19 protein-coding genes are annotated in these 26,027 nt (G+C 70.7%); 5 read left to right on the top strand and 14 right to left on the bottom strand.

Going from position 1 to position 26,027, the window contains the following annotated elements:
- Window positions 1-11: 11 nt before the first annotated feature.
- Entirely contained in the window at window positions 12-1,019 is a 1,008-nt protein-coding gene (locus GKS42_RS13655; RefSeq protein WP_154794321.1) for a ribose-phosphate diphosphokinase, read from the top strand.
- On the opposite strand, the gene GKS42_RS13650 is transcribed toward GKS42_RS13655, so the two are convergent.
- On the bottom strand, window positions 992-3,052 hold the full coding sequence (locus GKS42_RS13650; protein WP_154794320.1) for a 3-hydroxyacyl-CoA dehydrogenase NAD-binding domain-containing protein: 2,061 nt from the start codon (window positions 3,050-3,052) through the stop codon (window positions 992-994). The two genes, GKS42_RS13655 and GKS42_RS13650, sit on opposite strands and share 28 nt — an antisense overlap.
- Entirely contained in the window at window positions 3,049-4,275 is a 1,227-nt protein-coding gene (locus GKS42_RS13645; RefSeq protein ID WP_154794319.1) for a thiolase family protein, read from the bottom strand. The genes GKS42_RS13650 and GKS42_RS13645 overlap by 4 nt, the downstream gene beginning before the upstream one ends.
- Before the next feature lie 190 nt (window positions 4,276-4,465).
- Here GKS42_RS13645 and pflB point away from each other — a divergent pair, with 190 nt between their 5' ends.
- Window positions 4,466-6,721: a formate C-acetyltransferase gene (pflB, locus tag GKS42_RS13640; RefSeq protein WP_154794318.1), complete on the top strand. Its 2,256-nt coding sequence runs from the start codon at window positions 4,466-4,468 to the stop codon at window positions 6,719-6,721.
- Complete coding sequence (pflA, locus tag GKS42_RS13635; protein WP_154794317.1) at window positions 6,721-7,554, top strand: pyruvate formate-lyase-activating protein; 834 nt, start codon at window positions 6,721-6,723, stop codon at window positions 7,552-7,554. Before pflB ends, pflA begins: the two co-directional genes overlap by 1 nt.
- A 114-nt stretch (window positions 7,555-7,668) precedes the next feature.
- Here pflA and GKS42_RS13630 read toward each other — a convergent pair whose 3' ends face one another.
- Both GKS42_RS13630 and GKS42_RS13625 read right to left on the bottom strand, forming a co-directional pair.
- Window positions 7,669-8,931, bottom strand: a complete 1,263-nt coding sequence (locus GKS42_RS13630; protein WP_154794316.1) for an HRDC domain-containing protein — start codon at window positions 8,929-8,931, stop codon at window positions 7,669-7,671.
- On the bottom strand, window positions 8,928-9,506 hold the full coding sequence (locus tag GKS42_RS13625) for a DUF3000 domain-containing protein (RefSeq protein ID WP_154794315.1): 579 nt from the start codon (window positions 9,504-9,506) through the stop codon (window positions 8,928-8,930). The genes GKS42_RS13630 and GKS42_RS13625 overlap by 4 nt, the downstream gene beginning before the upstream one ends.
- Window positions 9,507-9,649: 143 nt before the next feature.
- On the opposite strand from GKS42_RS13625, the gene GKS42_RS13620 reads away from it, so the two are divergent.
- On the top strand, window positions 9,650-10,891 hold the full coding sequence (locus GKS42_RS13620) for a carboxylate--amine ligase (protein WP_154794314.1): 1,242 nt from the start codon (window positions 9,650-9,652) through the stop codon (window positions 10,889-10,891).
- Window positions 10,892-10,994: 103 nt separating this feature from the next.
- Here the strand turns inward: GKS42_RS13620 and GKS42_RS13615 are convergent, their stop codons facing one another.
- The 7 genes from GKS42_RS13615 to GKS42_RS13585 all read right to left on the bottom strand — a co-directional run bounded on the left by GKS42_RS13615 (window position 10,995) and on the right by GKS42_RS13585 (window position 18,383).
- Window positions 10,995-11,474: a hypothetical protein gene (locus GKS42_RS13615; RefSeq protein WP_154794313.1), complete on the bottom strand. Its 480-nt coding sequence runs from the start codon at window positions 11,472-11,474 to the stop codon at window positions 10,995-10,997.
- Window positions 11,475-11,500: 26 nt separating this feature from the next.
- Window positions 11,501-13,909, bottom strand: coding sequence for an HNH endonuclease signature motif containing protein (locus tag GKS42_RS13610; RefSeq protein ID WP_154794312.1), 2,409 nt, complete (start codon window positions 13,907-13,909; stop codon window positions 11,501-11,503).
- An 81-nt stretch (window positions 13,910-13,990) separates the two neighbouring features.
- On the bottom strand, window positions 13,991-14,419 hold the full coding sequence (locus GKS42_RS13605; protein WP_154794311.1) for an HIT family protein: 429 nt from the start codon (window positions 14,417-14,419) through the stop codon (window positions 13,991-13,993).
- Between the two features lie 120 nt (window positions 14,420-14,539).
- Window positions 14,540-15,295, bottom strand: coding sequence for an iron ABC transporter ATP-binding protein (locus tag GKS42_RS13600; protein WP_154794310.1), 756 nt, complete (start codon window positions 15,293-15,295; stop codon window positions 14,540-14,542).
- Window positions 15,292-16,350, bottom strand: coding sequence for an iron chelate uptake ABC transporter family permease subunit (locus GKS42_RS13595; protein ID WP_154794309.1), 1,059 nt, complete (start codon window positions 16,348-16,350; stop codon window positions 15,292-15,294). The genes GKS42_RS13600 and GKS42_RS13595 overlap by 4 nt, the downstream gene beginning before the upstream one ends.
- Entirely contained in the window at window positions 16,343-17,332 is a 990-nt protein-coding gene (locus tag GKS42_RS13590) for an ABC transporter permease (protein ID WP_154794308.1), read from the bottom strand. Before GKS42_RS13590 ends, GKS42_RS13595 begins: the two co-directional genes overlap by 8 nt.
- 10 nt (window positions 17,333-17,342) lie before the next feature.
- Window positions 17,343-18,383: a siderophore ABC transporter substrate-binding protein gene (locus GKS42_RS13585; RefSeq protein ID WP_154794307.1), complete on the bottom strand. Its 1,041-nt coding sequence runs from the start codon at window positions 18,381-18,383 to the stop codon at window positions 17,343-17,345.
- A gap of 217 nt (window positions 18,384-18,600) precedes the next feature.
- Here GKS42_RS13585 and GKS42_RS13580 point away from each other — a divergent pair, with 217 nt between their 5' ends.
- Window positions 18,601-19,497 carry an aminodeoxychorismate lyase gene (locus GKS42_RS13580; RefSeq protein ID WP_232847656.1) on the top strand — a complete coding sequence of 299 codons (897 nt, stop codon included), beginning with the start codon at window positions 18,601-18,603 and terminating at the stop codon, window positions 19,495-19,497.
- 26 nt (window positions 19,498-19,523) lie between these two features.
- On the opposite strand, the gene treZ is transcribed toward GKS42_RS13580, so the two are convergent.
- The 3 genes from treZ to glgX are packed head-to-tail and all read right to left on the bottom strand — an operon-like array spanning window position 19,524 to window position 26,019.
- Entirely contained in the window at window positions 19,524-21,314 is a 1,791-nt protein-coding gene (gene treZ, locus GKS42_RS13575) for a malto-oligosyltrehalose trehalohydrolase (RefSeq protein WP_154794305.1), read from the bottom strand.
- Complete coding sequence (gene treY / locus GKS42_RS13570; protein WP_154794304.1) at window positions 21,311-23,803, bottom strand: malto-oligosyltrehalose synthase; 2,493 nt, start codon at window positions 23,801-23,803, stop codon at window positions 21,311-21,313. The genes treZ and treY overlap by 4 nt, the downstream gene beginning before the upstream one ends.
- A complete protein-coding gene (glgX, locus tag GKS42_RS13565) occupies window positions 23,800-26,019 on the bottom strand; it encodes a glycogen debranching protein GlgX (RefSeq protein ID WP_154794303.1) in 2,220 nt (739 codons plus the stop codon). Before glgX ends, treY begins: the two co-directional genes overlap by 4 nt.
- Window positions 26,020-26,027 lie beyond the last annotated feature (8 nt).

The raw sequence follows: 26,027 nt of genomic DNA, 5'->3' as shown, positions 1-26,027 counted from the left end.
AAGGCACGTGTATGCGAGACATTGTGGTGTTCACCGGCAGCGCGCACCCCGCGCTCGCTCAGCTGATCTGTGACGAGCTGGGGATCGAGGTGTCCCCGTCGGAGACCTCCCGGTTCAGCAACGACTGCCTGCAGGCGCAGCTACTGGCGAACTGCCGTCAGCGGGACGTCTACATCGTCCAGCCACTGGTGCCACCCACCCAGGAGCACCTGATGGAGCTGCTCCTGATGATCGACGCGGCCAAGGGCGCCTCGGCCGCGCAGATCACGGCGGTGATCCCGCACTTCGCCTACGCCCGGTCGGACAAGAAGGACGCGTCCCGGATCTCCCTCGGCGGGCGCCTGGTCGCGGACATGCTGGTCGCGGCGGGCGCGGACCGGATCCTCACGATGACGCTGCACTCGCCGCAGGTGCACGGGTTCTTCTCGGTGCCGGTGGACCACCTGACCGCCCTCGGGGTGCTCGCCGACCACTACCGCGACCGTGACCTGTCCGACTCGATCGTGGTGTCGCCGGACCTGGGGAACGCGAAGACCGCGACCCAGTTCGCGCGGCTGCTCGGCCTGCCGGTCGCCGCGGGCAGCAAGCAGCGGCTCGCGGACGACAAGGTGGTCATCGACGCCATCGTGGGCGACGTCGCCGGCAAGCGGGCGATCGTGCTCGACGACGAGATCGCGACCGGTGGCTCGATCGTCGAGCTGTTGTCCAAGCTCGCCGAGGAGGGCTGCCACGAGGCGTCGATCGCCTGCACCCACGGCCTGTTCACCGGCAATGCGGTGGCTCGCCTGAGCGAACACCCGATGGTCACCGAGGTGGTCACCACGGACACGGTGCCCGCGCCGGGCGACTGGCACTCACTGGTCGTTCGGTCCGTCTCCCAGCTGTTCGCCGAGGCGATCCGGCGGATCCATGAGGGTGAGTCGGTCAGCAGCCTCTTCGACGGCGTCGACCCGACCCACGCCCCACCGCAGCCCTCCCTGTTCGAGCGGCCTCAGCTCGCCACGTCACGGGTCAGGTGACCCGACCGGCGCAGGTACGGCGTGATCCCACCCAGGTGGAACGGCCAACCGGCGCCCAGGATCATCCCGAGGTCGATGTCGGCCGCATCGGAGACCACCTGCTCGTCCAGCATCAGGGTGACCTCCTCCGCGAGTGCGCCGCCGACCCGGTCCAGTAACTCCGGCGCCGTGTAGGCCCGGCCGGACCGGGATCCGAAGTACCGCTCGATCCCCGGGTCCACCGGTGAGGCCGCCGTGGGACGACCCTCGTAGGTGACGAAGGGCGTGCCGTCGGTGACCATCCGGGCCAGCCCGGGCGAGGTCGGGTAGCGGTCGCCGAGGTTCTCGCGGAGCGTGTCCAGGACGTGCATGGCGACGGCGGGCCCGACCAGCTGCAGCAGCTGGAACGGCCCCATGGGTAGGCCGAGCGGCCGCAGCGCGGCGTCCGCGGTGGGTACGTCGGTGCCGTCCTCGAGGGCACCGAGGACCTCGCCGAGCAGACGCACGAGCAGCCGGTTCACGACGAAGCCGGGCGCGTCGGCGACGGCGATCGCCGACTTGCCCGACGCCTTGGCGACGGCGAACGCGGTGGCGTAGGCAGCGTCGTCGGTCCGTTCGGCGCGAATCACCTCGACGAGCGGCATCTGCGCGACCGGGTTGAAGAAGTGCAGCCCGACGACCCGCTCGGGATGGGCGAGGTCGGCAGCCATGGCGGTGATCGACAGCGCGGACGTGTTCGTGGCGAGGATCGTGTCCGCACCGACGACCGTCTCGAGCTCGGCGAACACCTTCTTCTTCACGTCGAGCTCCTCGAAGACCGCCTCGATGACCAGGTCTCGGTCCGCGAGGTCGGCCAGGTCGGTTGTCGCGGTCACCAGGGAGGTGATCCGGTTTGCCTCGTCGGCTCCGATCCGACCCTGCTCGGCGAGCTTGGCCACCTCGACCCGGACGAACCCGAGGCCCTTCTCGGCACGGTCGGCGTCCAGGTCCCGCATGATCACCGGCAGGCGCATCCGGCGCGCGAACAGCAGCGCCAGCTGGGAGGCCATCAGCCCCGCACCGACCACGCCGACGGAACGCACCGGCCGGGCCAGTTCCGTGGGCGGCGCACCCACCGGCCGCTTGGCGCGGGAGGAGGTCAGGTCGAACGCGTACACACCGGCCTTGAACTCCGGTGAGACGATCAGGTCGGCCAGTGCGTCGTTCTCGGCGGCGAAGGACGCGTCCTTGTCACCGTCCGCGGCGAGTGCGAGCAGATCGAGGGCCACGTACGGGGCCGGTGCGGCACCGTGCAGACGGGCGTCCACCTTGGCCCGGGCCGCCTCCACGGCCTCGAGCCACCGGGCGCGGCCGGCTTCGTCGATCGGCTCGGGACGGGTCGGAGAGACCTCGCCGCGGAGTACGCGGGCGCTCCAGCGCAGCGACTCGGCGAGGAAGTCCGCGGGTTCCAGGGCGACATCCATCAGGCCGAGCTCGACGGCCTCGTCGGCCTTGAGCTGGCGGTTGTTGCGCAGCGGGTTCTCCACCACCACGCCCAGTGCCTTCTCGATGCCGATCAGGTGCGGCGCCAGGAACGTGCCGCCCCAGCCGGGGATCAGGCCGAGGAACACCTCGGGCAGGCCGAGGTTGCGCACCGAGCCGGCGACGGTCCGGTAGGTGGCCGAGAGAGCCAGTTCCATGCCGCCGCCGAGCGCGACCCCGCCGACGTAGGCGAACGTCGGGACGGCCATGTCGGTGAGGATCCGATAGGTGTTGTGACCCGCCTCGGCGATCTCCCGGGCCTGCACGGTCGTCGTGATGCCGGCCGCGGCCTTCAGGTCGGCGCCGGCCGCGAAGTGGAACGGCTTGCCGGTGACGGCGGCGGCGACGATCTCGCCGGCGGCGGCGCGGGCCGCGACGGCCTCGACGGCCTCCCGCAGCGACGCCATGCCGCCGGCGCCGAGCGTGTTCGGCTTCGTGAAATCGAGGCCGTTGTCGAGGGTGATCAGGGCCAGGGTGCCGAGGTCATCGAGCTGGACGTCGCGGACCAGGGCGCGGGTGATGCGCTCGCTCATCGGTTGTTCTCCTCGGTGGCAACGGCGTAGTCGGGGTGGTGGGGGTTCTCCCAGATGACGGAGCCGCCCTGGCCCAGGCCCACGCACATGGCGGTGATGCCGTAGCGGACCTCCGGGTGCGCGGCGAACTGGTGGGCGAGCTGGGACATCAGGCGCACGCCGGACGCGGCGAGCGGGTGCCCGACGGCGATCGCGCCACCGTAGGGGTTGACCCGGGGATCGTCGTCGGCGATGCCGAACGCGTCCAGGAACGAGAGCACCTGCACGGCGAACGCCTCGTTCAGCTCGAACAGGCCGATGTCTGAGATGGACAGGCCCGCGATCTCCAGGGCGCGCTCGGTGGCCGGCACGGGACCGAGGCCCATCACCTCGGGCGGGACGCCGGCGTACGCGTAGGAGACCAGCCGCAGCTTCGGGGCCAGGCCCCACGCGGCGGCGACGTCGCCCGCGACCAGCAGGGCCGCCGTCGCCCCGTCAGTCAACGGCGAGGAGGTCGCCGCGGTGACCCGCCCGCCCGGCCGGAACGGGGTCGGCAGGCCGGCCATGCCCTCGACCGTGGTGCCGGGCCGGGGCGGCTCATCGGCGGTGGCAAGGCCCCAGCCGCGCTCGGGGTCAGGCACGCCGACCGGGACCAGGTCGCCGGTGATGTGCCCGGCGGCCAGCGCCGCCGCGTACTTCGCCTGGGAGGCCGCACCGAACGCGTCCGCGCGTTCCTTCGTCAGCGCCGGGAACCGGTCGTGGAGGTTCTCCGCGGTCGCGCCCATGACCAGGGCGTCCGGGGAGACGATCCGCTCGGCGACGAACCGGGGGTTCGGCTCGGCGTCACGGCCGAGGGGGTGACGGCCCATGTGTTCGACGCCGCCGGCCAGGGCTGCGTCGACGGCACCGACGGCGATTCCGGACGCGAGCGTGGTGACGGCGGTCATCGCTCCCGCGCACATGCGGTCGATCGCGAAGCCCGGGACCGTGGTCGGCAGCCCGGCCAGCAGGGCGACCGTGCGGCCAAGGGTCAGGCCCTGGTCGCCGGACTGGGTGGTGGCGGCGATGGCGACGTCACCGATGGAAGTGACCGGGACGCCGGGGTTGCGCCGGAGCAGGTCCCGCACGACTGCGACGGCGATGTCGTCCGCGCGGGTGTTGGCGTACAGGCCGTCGGGCCTGGCCCGCCCGAAGGGGGAGCGAACGGCATCGACGAGCACAACATCTCGACCGAGTAGGGGCATCGGGCGACCTCCTGGTCACGTCTGCGGGACTTCTGGGACTGCGAGTACTAGGTAACTCCGGGGCCACTCTATACGGCGTGGATGTGATCCGGCACACCGGGCCGGACGGTCTTTGGTCCCGGGATTCCCGTCGGTGCCGTTCCTAGGGTTGAAGGGAGCGAGGGGCCAGGCAAGGGAAGGGATTGCGGCGATGACCACGACGACGCACGAACGGGCGGCCCATGGGGCCTGGCACGACTTCGCCCCTGGCCCGTGGCAGGAGCGCGTCGACGTTCGGGACTTCATCCAGCGCAACTACACGCCGTACACCGGTGACGGATCGTTCCTGACCGGACCCACCGAGCGGACCACCCGGGTGTGGCAGCGCCTGGAGGCGATGTTCCCGGCCGAACGAGAACGCGGCGTGTACGACGTGGACGCCAGGACGCCGTCGGGCATCACCTCGCACGGGCCGGGCTACATCGATCGAGACGACGAGATCATCGTCGGGTTGCAGACCGACGCTCCACTGAAGCGGGCGATCATGCCCAACGGGGGCTGGCGGATGGTCGAGACGGCCCTGAAGACCTACGGGTACCCGGTCGACCCGGGGCTCGCGACCGTCTTCACGACGTACCGCAAGACCCACAACGACGGCGTGTTCGACGTCTATCCGCCGGCCGTACGCCGGGCCCGGTCGAGCCACATCATCACCGGGCTGCCGGACGCCTACGGTCGGGGCCGGATCATCGGGGACTACCGTCGCCTCGCCCTGTACGGCGTGGACGCCCTGATCGCGGACAAGCGCCGCGAGCGGGAGGAACTGGGGGAGCGGCCCTCGCTCGAGGACGTGATCCGCGACCGGGAGGAGAACGCCGAACAGCTCCGGGCCCTGGAGGATCTGCGCACCATGGCCGCCGGCTACGGCTTCGACGTCTCCGGGCCGGCCCGGACCGCATCCGAGGCGGTGCAGTGGCTGTACTTCGCGTTCCTGGCCGCGGTGAAGGACCAGAACGGGGCGGCGATGTCACTCGGGCGGACCTCGACGTTCCTGGACGTCTTCCTGCAGCGTGACCTCGAGTCGGGTGTGCTGGACGAGACCGGCGCGCAGGAACTGATCGACGACCTGGTCATCAAGTTGCGGATCGTCCGGTTCCTACGCACCCCGGACTACGACGCACTGTTCTCAGGGGACCCCACCTGGGTCACCGAGTCGATCGGTGGCATGGGCGCCGATGGTCGGACCCTGGTCACCCGGAACTCGTTCCGAATGCTGCAGACGCTGTACAACCTGGGCCCGGCACCGGAGCCCAACCTCACGGTGCTCTGGAGCCCGCTGCTGCCCGAGGGGTTCAAGAGGTTCTGCGCGCAGGTCTCGATCGACACATCCGCGATCCAATACGAGTCGGATGAACTGGTCCGCGGTGACTGGGGTGACGACGCGGGCGTCGCCTGTTGCGTATCCGCGATGGCCATCGGCAAGCAGATGCAGTACTTCGGCGCCCGGGTGAACATCGCCAAGGCGCTTCTGTACGCGATCAACGGCGGACGGGACGAGGTCACCGGGGCCCAGGTCGCGCCCGAGACCTCGCCCGTGACCGGGGACGTGCTCGAGTACGACGACGTCCGGGCCCGATACGACACGCTTCTGGACTGGCTCGCCGAGACCTACGTCGACGCGCTGAACTGCATCCACTACATGCACGACAAGTATGCATACGAGCGCCTGGAGATGGCGCTGCACGACCGTGACATCCTGCGCACCATGGCGTGCGGCATCGCCGGCCTGAGCGTGGCGGCGGACTCGCTCTCGGCGATCCGGTACGCGAGCGTGCGGCCGGTCCGGGACGAGTGCGGTCTGGTCACCGACTACGAGGTCACCGGCGAGTTTCCCCGGTACGGCAACGACGACGACCGGGCCGACGCGATCGCCGTCGACCTGGTGCGTTCGTTCATGGCGAAGCTGCGCACCCGGCCCACCTACCGCGGTTCCGTGCACACCCAGTCGGTGCTGACGATCACGTCGAACGTGGTGTACGGCAAGCACACCGGTAACACCCCAGACGGACGCCGGGCCGGAGATCCGTTCGCGCCCGGGGCGAACCCGATGAACGGACGGGACACGCACGGCATGCTCGCGGCGGCCCTGAGCGTGGCCAAGATCCCCTACGGCGAGGCGCAGGACGGGATCTCGCTGACCACCACCGTGGTGCCCAGCGGGCTCGGCCGGACGGGCCAGGAGCAGGTCGGCAACCTGCGCGGGCTGCTGGACGCGTACATGGGTGCGGGCGGCTTCCACCTGAACGTGAACGTGTTGAACCGGGAAACCCTCGAGGACGCCATGCTGCATCCCGAGAACTATCCGCAGCTGACCATCAGGGTGTCCGGGTACGCGGTGAACTTCGTGCGGCTGACCCGCGAGCAGCAGCTCGACGTGCTCTCGCGGACCTTCCACGGGAGCGTGTGATGGTTGTGACGGCGCCCGGCCCGGATGTGCGGGCCGTGGCGGGTGGCCGGGCGCCGGAGGTGGCGCGGGAGGACCGCTCCGTCCGGCTGGCGCGGATCCGGCTCGGGGAGCTCGGCTCGGTGCACTCCTGGGAGCTCGTGACCGCAGTGGACGGGCCCGGGACCCGGATGACGCTGTTCCTGTCCGGGTGTCCGCTGCGTTGCCTGTACTGCCACAACCCGGACACCTGGCGGATCCGGGACGGGCGGCTGACCGATGTGGCGGAAGTGCTGACCCGGGTGGCCCGATACCGGCACGTGTTCGCTGCGACCGGCGGCGGGCTGACCGTCTCCGGCGGCGAGGCGCTCATGCAGCCGACGTTCCTCGGCAGGATCCTCGCCGGAGCGAAGGAGCTGGGGGTGCACACCACGCTGGACACGTCCGGGTATCTGGGTGCGAACGCGACCGATGTGATGCTCGCCGACACCGATCTGGTGCTGCTGGACGTGAAGTCCGGGGATCCGAACACCTACCGCCGGGTGACCGGGCGGGACCTCGGACCGACGCTTCGGTTCGGGCGCCGGCTCAGTGACGCCGGCATCGCCACCTGGATCCGGTTCGTGCTCGTTCCGGGCCTGACCGACGACCCGGACAACGTGGCACTGGTGGCCGACTACGCCGCGTCGCTGCCCTCGGTGGAGCGCGTCGAGGTGCTGCCGCTGCACCAGATGGGGCGCGAGAAGTGGGCGCGGTGCGGGATCCCGTACGAGCTCGCCGACACGAGACCGCCGACGGCGGAACTCACCCAGCGGGTGCGCGACCAGTTCGCGGCGCGTGGGTTGCTGGTGTTCTGAGCAGGTTCGGGTTACGAGGCCCGCGGGGTCGTTCCGGGTGCTGTTCCGGTTCGGGCCGTTCTCGCGGCGCGGGCCGTTCGGGCCCCCTGGGCGGTGCGCGCCCATCTGGCCGTTCTAGCCGTCATCCTGGGTCGCGGTGGGATCCTTCACGAGCGGCGGAGCCACGAGCGCGCGGGCGATCGGCTCGGCGACGAGTTCCACCTGCCACGGCCGCGCACCGAGGTCGGTCAGCGCGATCGAGACCGTCTCCGGGGTGATCCGACGCGGTGGCGCCCATGCGATCCGGCGCTGGAACTCCGGTGTGAGCAGGTTCTCCTGCGGTACGTCGAGGCTGTCGGCGAGCTCGCGCACGTCGTGGCGGACGTTCTCGAGGCGGACGGCACCCTCGGGGTTGCGGTCCCGCCAGGCACGCGGCGGGGGCAGGGTGTCGCCGAGCGGGGTCCGCTTGGCCGGCAGGTCCCCGGGACCCAGCGTGAGCGCTCGCGCGACGGCCGCGGCCCAGGTGGGTAGGCGGCGGGCGGCGCCGCGGTTCTTGAACGGACGGAGCTCGGCGAGCGCAGCCTGGCTGCGCGGCTTGGCCTGCGCGGCGGCGACGATCGCGGCGTCGGGCAGGATCCGGCCCGGGGAGATGTCGGCGCGCTCGGCCTCGATCTCACGGGTGTGCCAGAGCTCGCGCACGATCGCGAGTCCCTGGGTGTCGCGGACCAGGTGCGTGCCGGAGGTGCGGCGCCATGGGTCGATCCGCGGCGAGGGTGGCGGAGCGACGCGGATCGCCTCGAACTCCTGCTCGGCCCAGTCGAGCTTCCCGGCCTCGGCGAGCTGACCGGCGAGCACGTCGCGCAGCTCGACGAGGACCTCGACGTCGAGGGCCGCATAGCGCAACCAGCTCTCCGGCAGCGGACGCTCGGACCAGTCGGCGGCCGAGTGCTCCTTCGCGAGGGCGAAACCGAGCTCGCCCGCGACCATGGGGCCGAGGCCGACCCGGTCGCGGCCGAGGAGGCGGCCGGCGAGCTCGGTGTCGAAGAGGCGTGACGGCGTGAAGTTCAGTTCCGCGAGGCACGGCAGGTCCTGGTTGGCGGCGTGCAGAACCCACTCGACGCCGTCGAGCGCGGCACTCAGCCCGCTGAGGTCCGGGAGCTCGCGCGGATCGATCAGGGCGGTGCCGGCCCCGGCACGGCGGATCTGCACGAGGTAGGCGTGCTGGCCGTACCGGTAGCCGGACGCACGCTCGGCGTCCACGGCGACCGGCCCGGTGCCGGCAGCCATCCGCTCGGTGACCTCGTCAAGGGCGGCGGCGGTGCTGGTGACCTCGGGGACCCCACCCGCCGGTTCGAGGAGAGGGCGTAGTTCGGGGGCCGTGGGCTCGACGTCGGTCATCGCTTCCTGTTCAGTGGGCTCACGTTGTCCGGGATCGGCGGTAGACCGGCAGTCTGGCAGGACAGCAGCGCCCAGGCACGCAGGTGCGGTGCCAGGTCGGTGCCCTCCGGCGTCCAGGACGCCCGGATCTCGATCTCCACCTCCCCGGACCGAAGGTGCAGGCCGCCGAAGGTCTCCGAGAGCACGCGGGTCACGGTGCCCGAGAGCGAATGGTGCTCGGCCCCCTCTGCCTCGAGCGCGTCGGTGAGCCAGGACCAGCCGACCTCGCCCAGCATCGGGTCCGCGGAGAACTCGGGTTCCAGCTCGGCCCGGGCCATGATGATCACCCGGAACTCGCCGTTCCAGGCCTCCTGGCCCTCGGGGTCGTAGAGCACCACGAACCGTCCGTTGCCGAGCATGTCGTCCGGGTCCCGGGTCGGGTTGACCTCCCCTGTGAGTGCCAGGGCGTACGGCGCGATCCGCGTCGGGGCCGGCACCTCCTCGAGGTGGAACTCCGGACGCATACGGTGCCCACGCAGGCTCAACAGAGCCGCCTCGAAGTCGGGGGGCGCGACCGGCGTCTGCTGCACGTTCACTTGTTCAGGCTAAGCCGCGCGGGGCCAACCCACGAGAGGCGCGCCGAAGGTGGGCCGCTAGACTCACCCACGTTCCGCCGTCGGGCATCGGCCCCGCGCAGCGAACCACCCACCCGCCAGAACCGCACGGAGGACGCGCGCCCATGACCAACCGGACGCTCTGCCCGGTGCTGCTCGGCACCGACCTCGGTATCTACGCGATGGCGCGGTCCTTCCATGAGGCGTACGGGGTGCGGTCTGTCGTCATCAGCGAGTTGCCGCGGGGGCCGATCAACGACTCGGCGATCCTGGACAACGTGCTCATCGGCGACGGCGCCGACGACGCAACGATCCTTGCCGCGCTCGACACCGTGGCCGCGGCGCACGCCGGCGCGGACCGGATCCTGGTGGTCAACTCCGACCACCAGCTCGCGTTCGTGCTGCGGCATCGGGAGCGGCTCGAGGAGAACTACGTGATCCCGTTCGCCGACGCGGCGACCGTCGATGCCCTCGCGGACAAGACCTCGATGTACGCGGTACTGGAGCGGCTCGGGATCCTCGCGCCGGCCACCGTGGCCGTCGCGGCGCTGCCAAGGGACGAGCCGGCGTGGCGGGCTGCGGCGGCGCGGCTGACGTTCCCGATCGTGATGAAGCCGTTCGCGGGCGCCGAGTTCGAGGAGCTGAAGTTCGCGGGCCGGCGGAAGGTCTACGCGCTCGACGACGCCGACACGCTCGTGCGCGAGCTGGAGCGGATCGCCGCTGCCGAGTACGGCGGGACCATGCTGCTGCAGGAGCTCGTGCCCGGTGACGACACGTGGAACCGGGTGGTGAACTGCTACGTCGACTCCCACGGGGACCTCACCATGGCCGCCTCCGGGCGGGTGTTACTGGCGATGCACCAGCCAACGTTCATCGGGAACTCGGCGATCATCATGGTCGACTACGACGCCGAGCTCGTGGAATCCGTGCGTGCGGTGCTCGCCGAGGTGGGATTCCGCGGGTTCGCGAGCGTCGACTTCAAGATCGACCCGCGTGACGGCCGAGCCCGGCTGCTGGACATCAACCCGCGCCTTGGGCGATCGCACTACTACGCGAACGTCGGCGGGGTGAGTACCGCTCAGGTGCTCGTCGAGGACCTGGTGCGTGGTCGACGGGTCGAGCCACAGCGGGCGACGGCGGAGGGCATCTATGCGTACATTCCGACGTTCGTGCTGGGTCGGTACGTGCGCGACGAGGCACTGCTCTCGCAGGCACGCGGGGTGCTGCGGCGTCGCCGTGCCGTGCACCCGCTGAAGTACCGCAAGGACCGCAACGTGAAGCGGTGGGCATACCGGCTGCTGGCGCAGGTCAACCAGCTGCGGGCACTGCGGACGTATTACCCGCGGCCCACCGACAGCGGGTTCTGAGCCGGGCGGACAGCGGGTTCTGAGCGAGTTGACAGGTCGTCATGGCAGCCGACCGGATTCGGTACCCGTGTGGAAATGTCGGCCGACGAAGCCCGTCGAAGCCTCAGCCGACGAAGTCGGTGCCCGCGTAGAAGTGGAGCACCGGCACACCGAGCTCCTCGCGGGCCCTCGAGGCCCAGTCCTGGTGGAACGTGTCCTCGACGGCGTGCGGCCGCGTGACCACGATCAGCTCGGCGGCGTTCAGGTTGTTCACGGCCTGCTTCACCGCCGGCAGCGGGTCGTCCGCGATGACCGAGCCGGACGCCGTCGCACCGGCTGCGCTGAGACGCTCCAGCGACGCGCCCAGGGAGATGTCCGCGGTGAACTTGGCCTTCTGCTTGTCGGCGCGATGGACGAGGGCATCCCACGCCTCGCGCATCTCGAACAGACTCAGGTGGTCGATGAAGTCGGTGACGATGTTGCGCTCGGTGTCGGCCGGCACCAGTACCTCGAAGGTCGCCTCCGGGTCGTCGTGAAGATTGAGGATGTTCTTCACGTCGCTCTCGCGGAGAGCTTCTTCGGTGAGGATGAGAAAGGTCGGCATGAGGCGAGCATAGTGTGGCCGGCCGGTCAGAACGGCGGCGGCTCGTCCCGACGATCCGCGGCTGCGGGGGCCACCTCACGGGCGAGGCGGATCGTGTCCCCGGCGGTGAGTTTGCGATACCGCTGACCGGTCGGCGTGGTCCACTCGAACACGCCGGGCGTGGGCTGGACGAGGCGGTAGCGGGCGTGTGTCTTCAGCAGATGGTGCCGCTTGCACAGTGGCCCGAGGTTGTGTGCCGCCGTCGGGCCGGCGGGATAGGGCACCGTGTGGTCGAGCTCGGAGTCGACGGCCGGTTGCGAGCAGCCCGGGGCCACGCAGGTCTGGTTGCGCTGGCGTACGTGGTCCGCGAGCCCGACCGGGGGAGTGTAGGTCGTGGTGCCGACGTCCAGGACGGTGCCGGATGCGGGGTCGGTGAGCAGACGGCGTAGCGTCGCCTGCGCAGCGTAGGCGCGCGCGTCTCTGGCTGGGATCGGCCCCAGTGAGGTGACGTAAGCCGGAGCGTCGCCGCCGAGGAGGGTGGTGATCGGCATCGTGACGTCCACCCGGGCCCGGCGGCCGGCCGACGAGCCGATCGGGTATCGGTGCAGCACGGTGCCCGACGCCGGGACGGCCCGCGTGGGCTCCGGGTCGGAGACGGGAGGCGAAGCGAGATCGACCTCGCTGCGGGAGATGACGAGGCCGAACGCAGACCGCGGTGTGGCCGCTGCCCCGAGCGCGGACGGCGTTGTCACCGTGTCGCCGCGGAGGTGGGCGCCGCCCTCGAGCAGTCCGGGGTCAACGCGCTGGTACCTCGGCGTCGGGTGCGGCGTGGACAGGGCCGTGCCGTGGGCCGCGGCCGCGCCGTGGGCCGCGGCCGCGCCGGTCCGGATCGCTTTGCTGGTGGGCGGAGTGATGCCGCTGGGCGCAGCGGTGCCGGTGGGCCGGATCGCGCGGGTTGGAGCATCCGCCTGCGGTGGAGGGGGCACGGGCATGCCAGGGAGTGCACCGACGATGGGAGTCACTGGGCCGGGTGGCGCGTTGCGCACCCGTAGCCGGCGCTCCTCCTCGCGCATGCGGTCGCGATACCACTCGATTCCGGCGGGGCTCAGCGCATTGATCACCAGCTCGCGATCGCGTCCGGTGCGGTCGGCGATCGCGAGGTACCGTGCGATCGCACGAGCCGTGGGCACGACACCGTCGGCCATGAGGGCGGCGGCGTCGAACGGGGCGACGAGGCCGAGAATGACCGGTGGCAAGGTGCACTGGCCGCCGACAGGCACGGATGGGGTCGCAGGGCCGGCCGCGGGCGGGCCGGACACGGTGCCCGGTGCGGGCGGGTCGGACACGGCAGTGCCGGACGGAGCGGGGCCCGACCGGCCGTCCGTCACGGAAGGAGCGTTCGCCAACGACGCGCCGGCGATCGGAGCATCCGTACCCGCCGGGAGCTGGATCGCGATGGTCCCGGTGGCCAGGGCGGTGTGCCCGAACAGGCCGAGGAAGTCCGCTCGCAACTGTTCGATGGTGTTCGGGTCCCCGTTGGCACGCGCAGCGCGCGCGGCGCCGTCGAGGGCGGCGTCCACGGCCGCAGCGTCCAGCGTGGGCATGACGGCATAGAGTCCACTCATCCCGTCGCCGAGCGGTCTCGGGCGATCGACCCGCCGTCTCTTGGCCGCCTCCTGCGCCCGCTGGGTGAAGTGCGCGTGATCCACCTCCGCGACCGCACGCGCCAGATCTTGGCGGACCTGGTGGTGCGGCCGGTGCCGTGCCTTGGGGAGGACGATGTCCTGCACCTCGATCGCCTGGTCCGAGGACAGGTGCTCGACGGCGGCCACGATGAGCTCGGCCTTCGCGACGTCTATCTCACCGGCGGCGAGGGCGTCGGCGGTCGAGATGCACTCGTGTCGCAGCGCATCACCGGTTCGGATCAGGTTGCGGCCGCGCTGCTTGGAGCAGCCGAGCCGCATGGCCACCTCCTCGCCGGCGAAGTTCGTGTTCTTCGTCCCGGCCGTGCGTGCGGCCGCCGGACCCAGTTCAAGCCGCACATCCTGTCCCACGAGCGACGCGCGTTCGCGGACCTTGCCTGCCGCCCACGAGCTGACCCGGTCCCAGGCCGCCATCTCCTCGAGCGTTGTGTACGAGTCTCCGCGCAGACTGTCCGCCGCCAGGAGCAGGCTCAGCAACTCGGGCCCAGGGGCGAGTTCGGCGAGGTCATCGGCGTCCACGGTCCTGGGTTCTGCTTCGGCCGGGTCCGGGGCGCCGGGCTCCGTGGTGGGAACTCCGAAGATCTCCGCGAGGAGCTCCTCCGGTACCTCCGCCAGCCAGTCGGCGGGGACGGTCAGCTCGCCGTCAGCACCCAGCCAGGAGGCGTACTCGGCGGCGGCGTCGGCGCGGTCGGCGGCCGCGAGTGCGGCGGCCTCAGCGTCGGTGAGCCGCTCGTCGTCCGTGCGTGACTGCATGACCCCACTCTAGAACACACGTACGACATCGGGTTCTGGGGTGTGGATACAGACTTGGCTCCTTCTCAGCACCCGCAGAGGTCAGTGCTCGGGTACGAACTCGGCGTGCCCGTCGCGCCGGAGCTGCTCCCGGAGCGTCGCAGCCGCCCGATCGGCGTCCGCGTCGGGGATGTCGCGCATGACACTGCGCAGGTCGAAATCCGCCGGGGACCGGCTCGGCCACACATGCACGTGGGCGTGGGGGACCTCGTAGCCCTCGATCAGCACACCGATCCGCTGCGCGTCGAACGCGCTCCGTTGCGCCACGCCGATCGTCTGCGCGACCGCGAAGACGTGCGCGGCCACGTCCGCCGGGAGGTCGACCCACTGGTCGACCTCGGCTCGCGGGACCACCATCGTGTGTCCGAGCTGGCGCGGTTCGATCGTCAGGAACGCGACACAGATCGCATCGGCCCAGACGAACCGGCCGGGGATGTCGCCGTCGATGATTCGGGTGAACAGGGTCGCCATGACCGCCACCGTAGCGCGCCCGGTTACGGCGAACGAGTAGGCGTCGGCGGCGCATCCGACACCGGCGGTGGGCGGCCGGGCTCCGTCGCCGGGCTCCGTCGCCGGGCTCGGCCGACGGGCTCAGTAATACACCGCCAGCGCCCCGTTCGGCCCGTCGATGACCTGCACCTCGGTGTCGAACACCCGGGTCAGGACCTCATCGGTCATGATCACCTCCGGTGTGCCGAACTCGACCACCCGCCCGTCCTTGACCGCGCAGATGTGGTCGGAGTACGTCCCGGCGAAGTTGATGTCGTGCAGCACCACGATGATCGTCCGGCCGAGCTCGGTCGCGGCACGCTTCAGGTGCCGCATCATCTGCACCGAGTGCTTCATGTCGAGGTTGTTCAAGGGCTCGTCGAGCAGCACGTGATCGGTCTCCTGGCAGAGCACCATCGCCACATAGGCACGCTGGCGCTGCCCGCCGGAGAGCTGGTCGAGGTACCGGTGCTCCAGGTCCGTCAGCTCGAGGAAGTCGATCGCCTTGCTGATCGTGTCCTCGCAGTGCTGCGTCAGCCGGCCCTTGGAGTACGGGAACCGCCCGAAGCCGACCAGCTGTCGCACCGTCAGCCGCGTGATGAAGTGGTTATCCTGCCGCAGGATCGACACGATCCTGGCGAGGTCCTTCGACGCGGTGGACGCGACGTCGAAGCCCGCGATCTCGATCGCACCCTCGTCCATGCCCATCAGCCGCCCGATCATCGTGAGCAGGGTCGACTTGCCCGCCCCGTTGGGGCCAACCAGCGCCGTGATGCCACCCGTCGGGATCTGCAGGTCGACCGGACCGATCGTCACCTCGTCGCCATAGCTCTTGCGTACGTTGGTCAGGGTGATCACAGCCGGCCCTTCCTGAGGATGACGAAGAGGAACACCGACCCGCCGACGAGCTCGATGATGATCGAGACCACGCCCTGGGCGTAGAAGACGTTCTTCATGATGAAGTACGCGCCGGCCAGCACCACGAAGCCGGTGAGCACCGCGACCGGGAAGATGTGCCGATGGTCGGCGGAGCCGGCGAACTGGTAGGCGAGAGTAGCCACGAGGAAGCCGAGGAACGTCATCGGCCCGACCAACGCCGTCGACGTGGCCATCAGCAGGGACACGAGAAACAGCACCTTCATGATCTCGGCCTTGTGGTTCAGTCCGAGGTTGATCGTCGCCTCGCGGCCGAGCGTGAGGACGTTCAGCCGTCGGGACCGCAGCCACAGCGCGACCGAGGCCACGACGCACAACGGGATCGCCACCGGGAAGTAGTCCGGGTCCGCATTCGAGACGGAGCCGAACAGGCGCGCGGTGAGGATGTCGAAGTCGCTCGGGGTGAGCAGGCGCTGCATGAACGTCGAGATCGACCCGAGCCCGCCGCCGATGATGATGCCGATCAGCAGCATGATCTGAAGGTTCCCGTACCGCCCCGAGAGCAGCCACCCGTACAGCAGCAGGGACAGGCCGACCATGACCGCCACCTGCAGCACGAACTGGGGGAGTCCGGTCAGCGCGACCAGCCCGGTGACGCCGAGGAAGTAGATCGCGGACGTCTGGATGGCGATGTAGAGGGATTCGAAGCCCATGATCGACGGCGTGATGATCCGGTTGTTCGTGGCCGTCTGGAAGCTCACGGTCGCCGTCGCCTGGCAGACCGCGACGATCGCCATGACCAGGACGGACGTCGCGCGCATCTGGGCGATCCGCCAGAACCCGTCGGATCCGACCGGCAGCGGGTTGTCCCATGCGAGCAGGCCGAAGCCGAACCCGACGGCGAGCACGATGAGGACGGCGAGCACGATCCAGTAGCGGCGGCGCGCGCGGGCGTTCGGGAAGGCTCCCGACGTCCGCCGGCGCACCGGCGGGGTGCGGCGCTCGGCGGCCGGCCGGGCGATCGTCGCCTCAGCCATGACGTCGCTGCCGCAGCAGGAGCGCGATGAACACGATGGCACCCACGACGCCGAGGATGAGCGAGACCGGCACCTCGAACGGCGCGATGATGGTCCGCCCGACCAGGTCGCACACCGTCACGATCGCGATCCCGAGCAGACACACCCAGGGCAGGTTGCTGCGTAGGTCGTCGCCCCGGAACATCGAGACGATGTTCGGCACGATCAGGCCGAGGAACGGCAGGTTCCCCACCACCACGGTGACGACGCCGGTCGCGATGGCGATGAGCCCCGTCCCGAGCATGATGACCCGGTCGTAGTTCAGGCCGACGTTCGTGGCGACCTCCTTGCCGAGGCCGGCCACCGTGAACCTGTCCGCGACGAGGAAGACCGCGACCACCACGACCGCCACGATCCAGAGCGCCTCGTACTGGCCGCGCATGACCGAGGTGAAGCTCCCGGCGAACCAGATGCCGAGGCTCTGCAGCATGTCCGTCTGCAGCGCGATGAAGGTGGACACCGAGCCGACCACCGCGCCGAACATGATCCCGACGATCGGCACGATCAGCGAGGACTTCAGCGAGACCCGGCGCAGGAACAGGAAGAACACGAACGTCCCGACGAACGCGGCCAAGACCGCCCCGCCCATCCGGGCCGCGATGCTCGCGCCCGGGAACAGCACCATCACACCGAGCAGGCCGAGGCCGGCCCACTCGGTGGTGCCGGTGGTGGTCGGCTCGACGAACCGGTTCTGCGTGAGCAGCTGCATCACGAGCCCGCACATGGACATCGCGGCCCCGGCGAGCACCAGCGCGAGGGTCCTCGGGATCCGCGTGATGGCGAACATGCGGGCGCCGTCCGGGTCACCGAGGATGTCGAACTGCCCGGTGAACAAGGAGACGACCAGCAGCACGGCGACGCCGAGCACGCCCAGCAGCAGCCTCCAGTCGAAGAGGCGGCCCTCGGCGCGACTCGGCGTCGCTGTGGAGAGGGTGGTGGTCACGTGGCCAGGCTCAGGCGTTGCCCTCGAGGGCGTCGGCGAGCGCGTTGAGGAACTCCGTGTAGGTCTGGATGCCCTCGTTCGTGTAGGTGTCCGCCGGCATGTAGACGATGTTGCCCTCGGTGATGGCGGTGACGTTCGCCAGCGCCTCGGAACCCTCAAGGATCTCCGCGCCGGGCACGTAGGCAGGGTCGTCCGCGGCGACGGCGGCGTCGCGGTCCATCACGAGGATCCAGTCGGGGTTGGAGTCCGCGATGGCCTCGACCGAGATGTCGTCACCCTCGTGGTCATCGGTGCCCTCGGGCACCTCGAGGGCCGGGGTGAAGCCGAAGATGTCGAACAGAGGGCCGAGGGCGCGGCCGACGCCGGGTGCGATGTAGCCGATCTCGCCGCCGGAGGTGTTCACGGCCATCACGGTGCTGTCCGGGGAGTACGCGGCCTCGACGCGCGCGATCGCGGCGTCGAAGTCGGCGATCAGCTGCTCGGCGTCGTCCTGGTGACCGAAGACCTCACCGAGCACCGTGATCTGGCGCCGCAGCTCGGAGTCGAACGGCTCGCCGTCACGCGGGTCGAGCTCGAGGATGACGGCGTCCGGGGCCAGGTCCACGAAGTCGTCGTGGTACTGGGCGAACCGCTGGCCGTTGATGATCAGGTCGGGCGCGACGGCGACGACGGCCTCGAGGTCGGGCTCGCGGTGATTGCCGAGGTCGATGATCGTCTCGTCCTGGGTGTACGCGATGGTGTCCGGCATCAGCGAAACAGCCGCGGCGGACAGCTCGATGCCCCAGTCCGAGAGGGTCTCGAACGTGCGGTTGTCGGTCGCGACGACCGACTCGAGCGGCAGGTCGATCGTCTGGGTGCCGTTGTTGTCCTCGACCACCACGGACGTGGCCTCAGCGGTGGTGGCGTCCTCCGCGGCCGTCTCGTCGTCGGCGGTGGCCTCCCCGCCACAGGCCGCGAGGGCGAGCACGGAGGCGGCGGCCAGGGCGGCCACGAAGCCGCGGGTGGCTCGTCGGCTGCTGGGGGCATGGGTGAGGGTGGGACGGGATGACATGGATCAGTCCTTCGGCGCGTGATGTCGGGAAGGTGACCGAGCTGTGCTCGGCGGGACACTCTCACCCTAGGGGTTAGCGAAGCCTTACCTAACCATGCGATCGATGAGATCGATCACAGCCACGTGTCAGAAAACGTTCGCGGCTTCGGCTGGTCGCCGAAGGACTGGACGACGGCGGCACTGCGTTCTCGAGATCGCCGCGCCTATGCTTTCGGCTGTGTCGACAGAATCCGTGCTCGTCCTGGTCAGTGCTCCCACCGAGGGCGAGCCGATCGCCGGGCCGGGCTTCGCCCTGGCCGACCCGACCGTGCCGCACCTGGACGTCAACGACCTCGGCGCCGTCCGCGGGGACGGGGTGTTCGAGACGATCGGGGTGATCGACGGACACCCGCAGGCCCTCGATGCCCACCTGCTCCGGTTCGCACGGTCCGCGGCGCAGCTCGACCTGCCGGCGCCGCGCCTGGAAGTCTGGCGCGAGGCGGTCCTGGCAGCAGTCGAGGCCGCGCGCTCGGCGGGCACGCTCGCAGCGGAGGCCGGCGCCAAGACCGTGCTCACCCGCGGCGTGGAGGGCACCGGCGTGGCCACGGGCTGGGTGCGGCTCAGCGCGGCGCCCGACACGAGCACCGCCCGGCGCGACGGTGTTCGGGTGATCACCCTCGACCGGGGCTTCCCGGCGGACATCGCCCAGCGCGCGCCCTGGCTGCTGCAGGGCGCCAAGACCCTCTCCTATGCCATCAACATGGCCGCGCTGCGGCATGCGCGCAGCCGCGACGCCGACGACGTGATCTTCGTCAGCTCCGACGGCGCCGTTCTCGAAGGGCCCACCGCGAACGTCCTGGTGCGCATCGGCGACGAGGTCATCACGCCGCCCACCGACCAGGCGATCCTCGCCGGGACCACCCAGGCGCGCGCCTTCGACTTCTTCGCCGGCCGGGGTCTGCGAACCAGCGAACGCCGTCTCGGCGTGGCCGAGCTGGCGGGCGCGGACGGTCTCTGGCTCACCTCGAGCGTCCGGCTGGTGGTCCCCGTCACCACGCTCGACGGCGTCGCGTGCGCCGTCGACGTCGACCTCACCGAGGGCCTGTTGCGGCACCTGCGCACGGTCACGGACTGATCCACGCCCGGGCTCGCCGGTGCCGGTCAGCCCAGCACGGCCACACTCTCGGCCGGCAGCCGCACGCCGTCGGCCGTGAGCGCGTCCTGGCGGAGGTCGTCCCAGCCGAGCAGCACCCGCAGGCCGCCGGTCTCGGTCAGCGGCACCACGTGTTCGGTCGGCCCGACGTTGATCGCGATCACGACCGAGCCCCGCCGGATCCGTAGCCACTGCGCGTCGGCGTCGTGGTCCACCGTGGTGGCGCGACGGTCTCCGCTGCGCAGGTCCGGCGTCCGTGCCCGGAGCGCGATCAGGTCGCGGTAGAACGCCAGGATGCGCGCGTGGTGACCATGCCGGCGCTCGTCCCGGTCCAGGGTGGACGCCGTGACGGTGGCCGGGTCCTGCGGATCCGGGGGCTGGATCCCGTCGCCGTACAGCTCCGCCCAGCCGTGCGCACCGAACTCGCGGGCCCTGCCCTCCCGGATCGACTGCGCGAGCTCCGGCTCGGCGTGGTCGGTGAAGAACATCCACGGCGAGCTCGCGGACCACTCCTCGCCCATGAACAGCATCGGCGTGAACCCGGTCGTCAGCAGCAGCGCCGCGGAGATCGCCTGCCGCCCCTCGCTCAGGCTCGCGGCCGGTCGGTCGCCCCGACCCCGGTTGCCCACCTGGTCGTGGGTGGTGGTCGACACCACGAACGCGTGGCCGCTCACGTCACCGGGCACCGGCGCACCCCACACCCGGCCGCGGAACGAGGAGAACGCGCCGTTGTGCACGAACACCTCCGTGAGCGCCTTGGCGAGCGTCTCGTAGGACCCGAAGTCGGCGTAGTAGCCGTGACGCTCGCCGGTCAGGAACGCGTGGATGGCGTGATGCACGTCGTCGTCCCACTGCGCGGTCATGCCGAAGCCGCCCTCGGCCACGGGGGTGACCATGGCGACGTCGTTGAGATCCGACTCGGCGATCAGGCCGAGCGGCCTGCCGAGGTCGTCGGCACAATGCCCGACGGCGGTGGCCAGTTCGGCGAGCAGGTGCACCGGGGAGTCGTCCACCAGGGCGTGTACGGCGTCGAGGCGCAGGGCGTCGAGATGGAAGTCGCGTAGCCACCGCAGCGCGTTGTCGATGACGAACGCACGCACCTCGGTCGAGCCGGCGCCGTCGAGGTTCAGCGCCTCGCCCCACGGTGTCTCATGGCGGTCGGTGAAGTAGGGGCCGTACCGGCTCAGGTAGTTCCCGGACGGGCCCAGGTGGTTGTAGACGACGTCGAGAGCCACGCCGAGGCCGAGGCCATGGGCGCCGTCGACGAACCGCTGCAGTGCGGCCGGCCCGCCGTAGGCCTCGTGCACGGCGAACAGGTCCACGCCGTCGTAGCCCCAGCCGGCCCGGCCCGGGAACGCCGCCACCGGCATCAGCTGGACGACCTCGACCCCGAGGTCGACGAGGTCGCCGAGCCGGGTCAGCGCCGCGTCCAGGGTGCCCTCGCCGGTGAACGTGCCGACGTGCAGTTCGTAGAGCAGCGCGCCGCGCACGTCGATGCCGGGCCAGCCGGCGTCGGTCCAGACATGTGCGCCCGTGTCGAACGTGCGTGAGGGCGCGTGCACCCCGTGCGGCTGCCACGGGCTGCGCGGATCGGGGAGCGGGTCGGCGCCGTCGAGCCGGAAGGCGTAGTCGGTGCCGGGCGCGACCCGCCCCGGCGACTCCCACCAGCCACCGTCCACGGCCCGCAGGGGCACGAGCCGGTCACCCAGGTCGGCGGTGACGTCGCGCGCCCCCGGCGCCCAGACCCGTAGTGGTGCGGCGCCGGCCGCCTCTGGCTGGCCCGTGCCGGTCCCGCTCACTCCGCGGCCTCCAGGACCGCCACGGGGGAGTCGGCGAGGAGTACCGCCAGGTCCACCGAGCCGCCGTCGTGCTCGGCGCCGGTCAGCACGTCCCGCCAGGACCCCTCGGGCAGCACCACGGTCCTCGCCCCCCACCCGCCACCGGCGGACAGGCCCACCGACAGCCTGGTGACGACCGTGACCACGGCCGGGACGCCGTCGGCCGTGCGGGCGAACGCGACCGCGTGCCCGGTGGACGTCGGCAACGGCTCATAGCCGGCCAACCCGCCGGCGAACGCGTCCGGCCGGCGGCGCCGCAGGCGCAGCACGGCGGCGGTGAGCCGGAGCTTCTCGGCGGCCAGATCCCGGGGCGACGCGCCGCCGTCGAGCCGCTTGAGCTCGCGGGCGAGCGGTTCGTGGTCGACCGGTCCCCGGTTGTCCGGATCGACGAGGGCAACCAATGTTGACTCGGCGCCTTGATAGGTGTCCGCGACCCCGGGCAGGGTGAGCTGAAGTGCCTTGGTCGCGAGCGTCGCGGCCCGGACCGGCTCGGCGGTGAGGCGGACCCACTCGGTGAGGATCCGCGCCACGCCCGGGTCCTCACCGAGCGCGGCCACGAAGGTCGCCAGCGCCTCCTCGCCGGCGGTGTCGGGAGAGGTCCAACTGGTCCAGGTCTTCGCCTCCCGGGCGGCCTTGACGAGGTACCTGGAGAGCCGGTCCGCCGTGATCGGGCCGTCGGCGGTCCACGTGCCGGCCAGTGTCTGCCAGAGCAGGTTCTCGGTGCGGCCGTCGAGGTCGGCGGGCCGGACCTGCGCGGTGGTGGCGCGCAGGTTGGTCACGGCCTGCTGCCAGGGCCCGGACAGTTCGGACAGAACGCCGATCCGGGCACGGACGTCCTCGCCGCGCTTGTTGTCGTGCGTGGACCCGGTGGTCATGGTGGCCGGCCGTTGCAGCTGGGTGGTCGCTGCCCAGGCGTGCAGCTCGTCGCCGTCGATGGCGAACGTCTGCGGCGCACCACCGACCTCGCACAGCGCGGTCAGGTGCGTCCACCGGTAGAACGCGGTGTCCTCGACGCCCTTGGCCACCACGGCCCCACAGACCTGCTGGAACCGGACGATCACCTCGTTGCGGCGTGCCTCATGGTGGCGTCCGGCGCTGCCGACCTCGCGGCCGAGGACGAGGTCGACCACGACCTCAAGGGTCTCCGCACGGTCCGGCTCCAGCCGGGTCGCGGCCACGTGCGCCCACTCGCGGACGAGGATCTCGCTGGCACCCGGAGCCACCTCGCCGGGGACCACGTAGGCGCGGTACCGGTCGCAGGCCACCACGAGCTCGGTGACGCAGTCGGTGATCGCGCGCAGGGTGTGGTCCCGGAGCCGGACGTCGTCGTGGCAGAGGTCCGCGATCAGCGACGAGAGGCGATGCACCTCCGCGTACAGCGGGCCGGTGGCGATCTCCCGCTTGGCCGCCTCGGTCAGTTGCGGCAGGGTGCCGACCGAGTCGCCCGTGAGCTCGGTCAGCACGGCGCCGAGCGGCCCCGCACCGGACGGGTCGATGAGGACCTGGCCGATCCGCCACGCGGCGTCGTACCCGGTGGTCCCGGCGGTCGGCCAGTCCGCCGGCAGCGTCTCCTCCGCCTCGAGGATCTTCTCGGCGACGGTCCAGGCACCGCCGGTGCGCTCGTCCAGGCGCCGGAAGTAGCCGCGCGGATCCGCCAGACCGTCCGGGTGGTCGATGCGGAAACCGTCCACGAGACCCGCGTCGAAGAGCTCGAGGAGCAGGGCGTGCGTGGCATCGAACACCTCCGGACGTTCCACCCGGATGGCCACCAGGGAGCCGACGTCGAAGAACCTGCGGTAGTTCAGCTCCTCGTCCGCGACCCGCCAGTAGGCGAGCCGGTAGTGCTGGCGTTCGAGCAGTTCGGCGAGCGGCAGATGCTCCGTGCCGGGCCGGATCGGGAACCGGTGCTCGAAGTAGCACAGGACGGGCTCGTCCGCGCTGATGCCGGACTCGGGCTCGTCCAGGCGGGACACGGTCAGTTCGCCGTCGGCCATCGCGGCGCCCAGCCGGCGCCCGAGGACGGGCATCAGCACCTGCGCACCGTCGCCGAGATCCACGTCGAACCAGGACGCGTACGGCGACTCCGGCCCCTGCGCGAGCACCGACCAGAGCACCTGGTTGAGGCTGGCCGGGGTCGGCACGGCCATGTGGTTGGGTACCACGTCGACGATGATGCCGAGGTCATGGGCCCGGGCGGCGTCGACGAGCCGCTCGAACGCCGGCCGGCCACCCAGCACGTCGGACAGCCGGCTGTGGTCGATCACGTCGTAGCCGTGCGTGGACCCGGGTGCGGCGGCGAGCACGGGGGACAGGTAGAGGTCGGTGACACCGAGGTCACTCAGGTAGCCCACCTTGGTGGCGGCGGCGTCGAACCCGAGGTCCGGGCCGAGTTGCAGGCGATAGGTCGAGATCGGGGTGCGGCGGGCGAATCCATGGGTGCGGTCGGTCACTGCGTGCGGCCTCCGGGCGTGCGGCTTGTGGTGGTCGGGGGAGTCTCGGCGGCCGCGGGTGACGGGGCGGACAGGGCGCTCTCGGTCTCCGCCGCACTCAGGCGAGCGAGGATGACGATGCTGCGGGCGGTCACGGCGACCTGCTCGCCCGGTCCGTAGGCGGCGCCGAGCCCCTGCTCGGAGTCGGTGCTGAGCACCGGGCTCCACGCGGCGCCGAAGTCGGCGTCCGGAAGGCTGAACTCGATGTCGTCGGCGTCGGCGTTGATGAGCAGGTAGAGGGAGTCGTCGGTGACGCGGCGCCCGCGCACGTCCGGCTCCTCGATGGCCTCACCGTTGAGGAAGACCGCGACCGACCGGGCGAACGCGGTGTTCCAGGCGTCGGAGCCCATCACGGTGCCGTTCGGCTCGAACCAGGCCAGATCGGGCAGTTCCGGCAGGCCGTTCGCCGGGGACGTCGAGCCGTTGAAGAACCGGCGACGGCGGATCACCGGGTGGTCCGCACGGAAGGAGATCAGGCGGCGCGTGAACGCGAGCAGCGCGTTCTGTTCCTCGTCGAGGTCCCAGTGCACCCAGGCCAGTTCGTTGTCCTGGGCGTAGGTGTTGTTGTTGCCGTCCTGGGTGCGGCCCATCTCATCTCCGTGGGCGATCATCGGCACCCCTTGGGACAGCAGCAGGGTGGTCAGGAAGTTGCGCTGCTGACGTGCCCGCAGCGCGTTCACCTCCGCGTCGTCCGTCGGGCCCTCGACGCCGCAGTTCCAGGACCGGTTGTGGCTCTCGCCGTCCTGGCCGTCCTCGCCGTTGGCATCGTTGTGCTTGTCGTTGTAGGAGACCAGGTCTCGCAGGGTGAAACCGTCGTGGGCCGTGACGAAGTTGATCGACGCGATCGGGGTGCGCCCGGTCTGCTCGTACAGGTCCGAGGATCCGGTGATCCGGCTGGCGAACTCGCCGAGGGTGGCCGGCTCGCCGCGCCAGAAGTCGCGCACGGTGTCCCGGTACTTGCCGTTCCACTCCGTCCACAGCGGTGGGAAGCCACCCACCTGGTACCCGCCGGAGCCGAGGTCCCAGGGCTCGGCGATCAGCTTGACCTGGGAGATCACCGGGTCCTGCTGGATGATGTCGAAGAACGAGGACAGCCGGTCGACCTCGTGGAACTGCCGGGCCAACGTGGCCGCGAGGTCGAACCGGAACCCGTCCACGTGCATGTCTGTGATCCAGTACCGCAGCGAGTCCATGATCATCTGGAGCACGTGCGGGGATCGCATCAGCAGCGAGTTGCCGGTGCCGGTGGTGTCGAAGTAGTGCCGCTTGTCGTCGTCGACGAGCCGGTAGTAGGAGGCGTTGTCGATCCCGCGGAAGGACAGCGTCGGGCCCAGGTGGTTGCCCTCGGCGGTGTGGTTGTAGACCACGTCGAGGATGACCTCTATGCCCGCGGCGTGCATGGCCTTGACCAGGCTCTTGAACTCGAGCACCTGCTCGCCCCGGGTGCCGAACGCGGAGTAGCCGTTGTGTGGGGCGAAGTAGCCGATCGTGTTGTAACCCCAGTAGTTGCTCAGGCCCTTCTCCGTGAGCGGGGGGTCCTGGACGAACTGGTGCACGGGCATGAGCTCGATCGCGGTCACGCCGAGGTCCACCAGGTGGGAGACCACCGACGGGTGCGCGAGCGCGGCGTACGTGCCGCGGATCTCGTCCGGCACGTCTGGGTGCAGCATCGTCATGCCCTTGACGTGCGCCTCGTAGATAACGCTGTCGTGGTACTCCCGGTCCGGCGGCCGGTCGTGGCCCCAGTCGAAGAACGGGTTCGTCACGACCGAGGTCATCGTGTGCGGAAGCGAGTCGTCGTCGTTGACGACGGTCTGGAAGTCGGGATCGTCGAAGCGGTACGCGAACAGGGCCTCGTCGCCGTCGATCTGGCCGTCGATCGCCTTTGCGTAGGGGTCCAGCAGGAGCTTGTACGGGTTGCAGCGGTGGCCACGATCAGGGTCGTACGGGCCGTGCACCCGGTAGCCGTACCGCTGCCCGGGCTGCACCGTGGGCAGGTAGACGTGCCACACGTACGCGTCCGTCTCGGTGACCTCGCAGCGGGTCTCGTTCCCGTCGTCGTCGATCAGACACAGTTCGACCCGCTCCGCGACGGAGGAGTACAGCGCGAAGTTCGTGCCCGTGCCGTCGTAGGTGGCACCCAGCGGGTAGGGATGTCCTGGCCAGGTCTGTTGCATATGCCCAA

The organism is Occultella kanbiaonis (assembly GCF_009708215.1).
Taxonomy (GTDB): domain Bacteria; phylum Actinomycetota; class Actinomycetes; order Actinomycetales; family Beutenbergiaceae; genus Occultella; species Occultella kanbiaonis.
The sequence above is the reverse complement of the archived record's forward strand: the minus strand, read 5'-3'. Positions and strand labels throughout refer to the sequence as shown.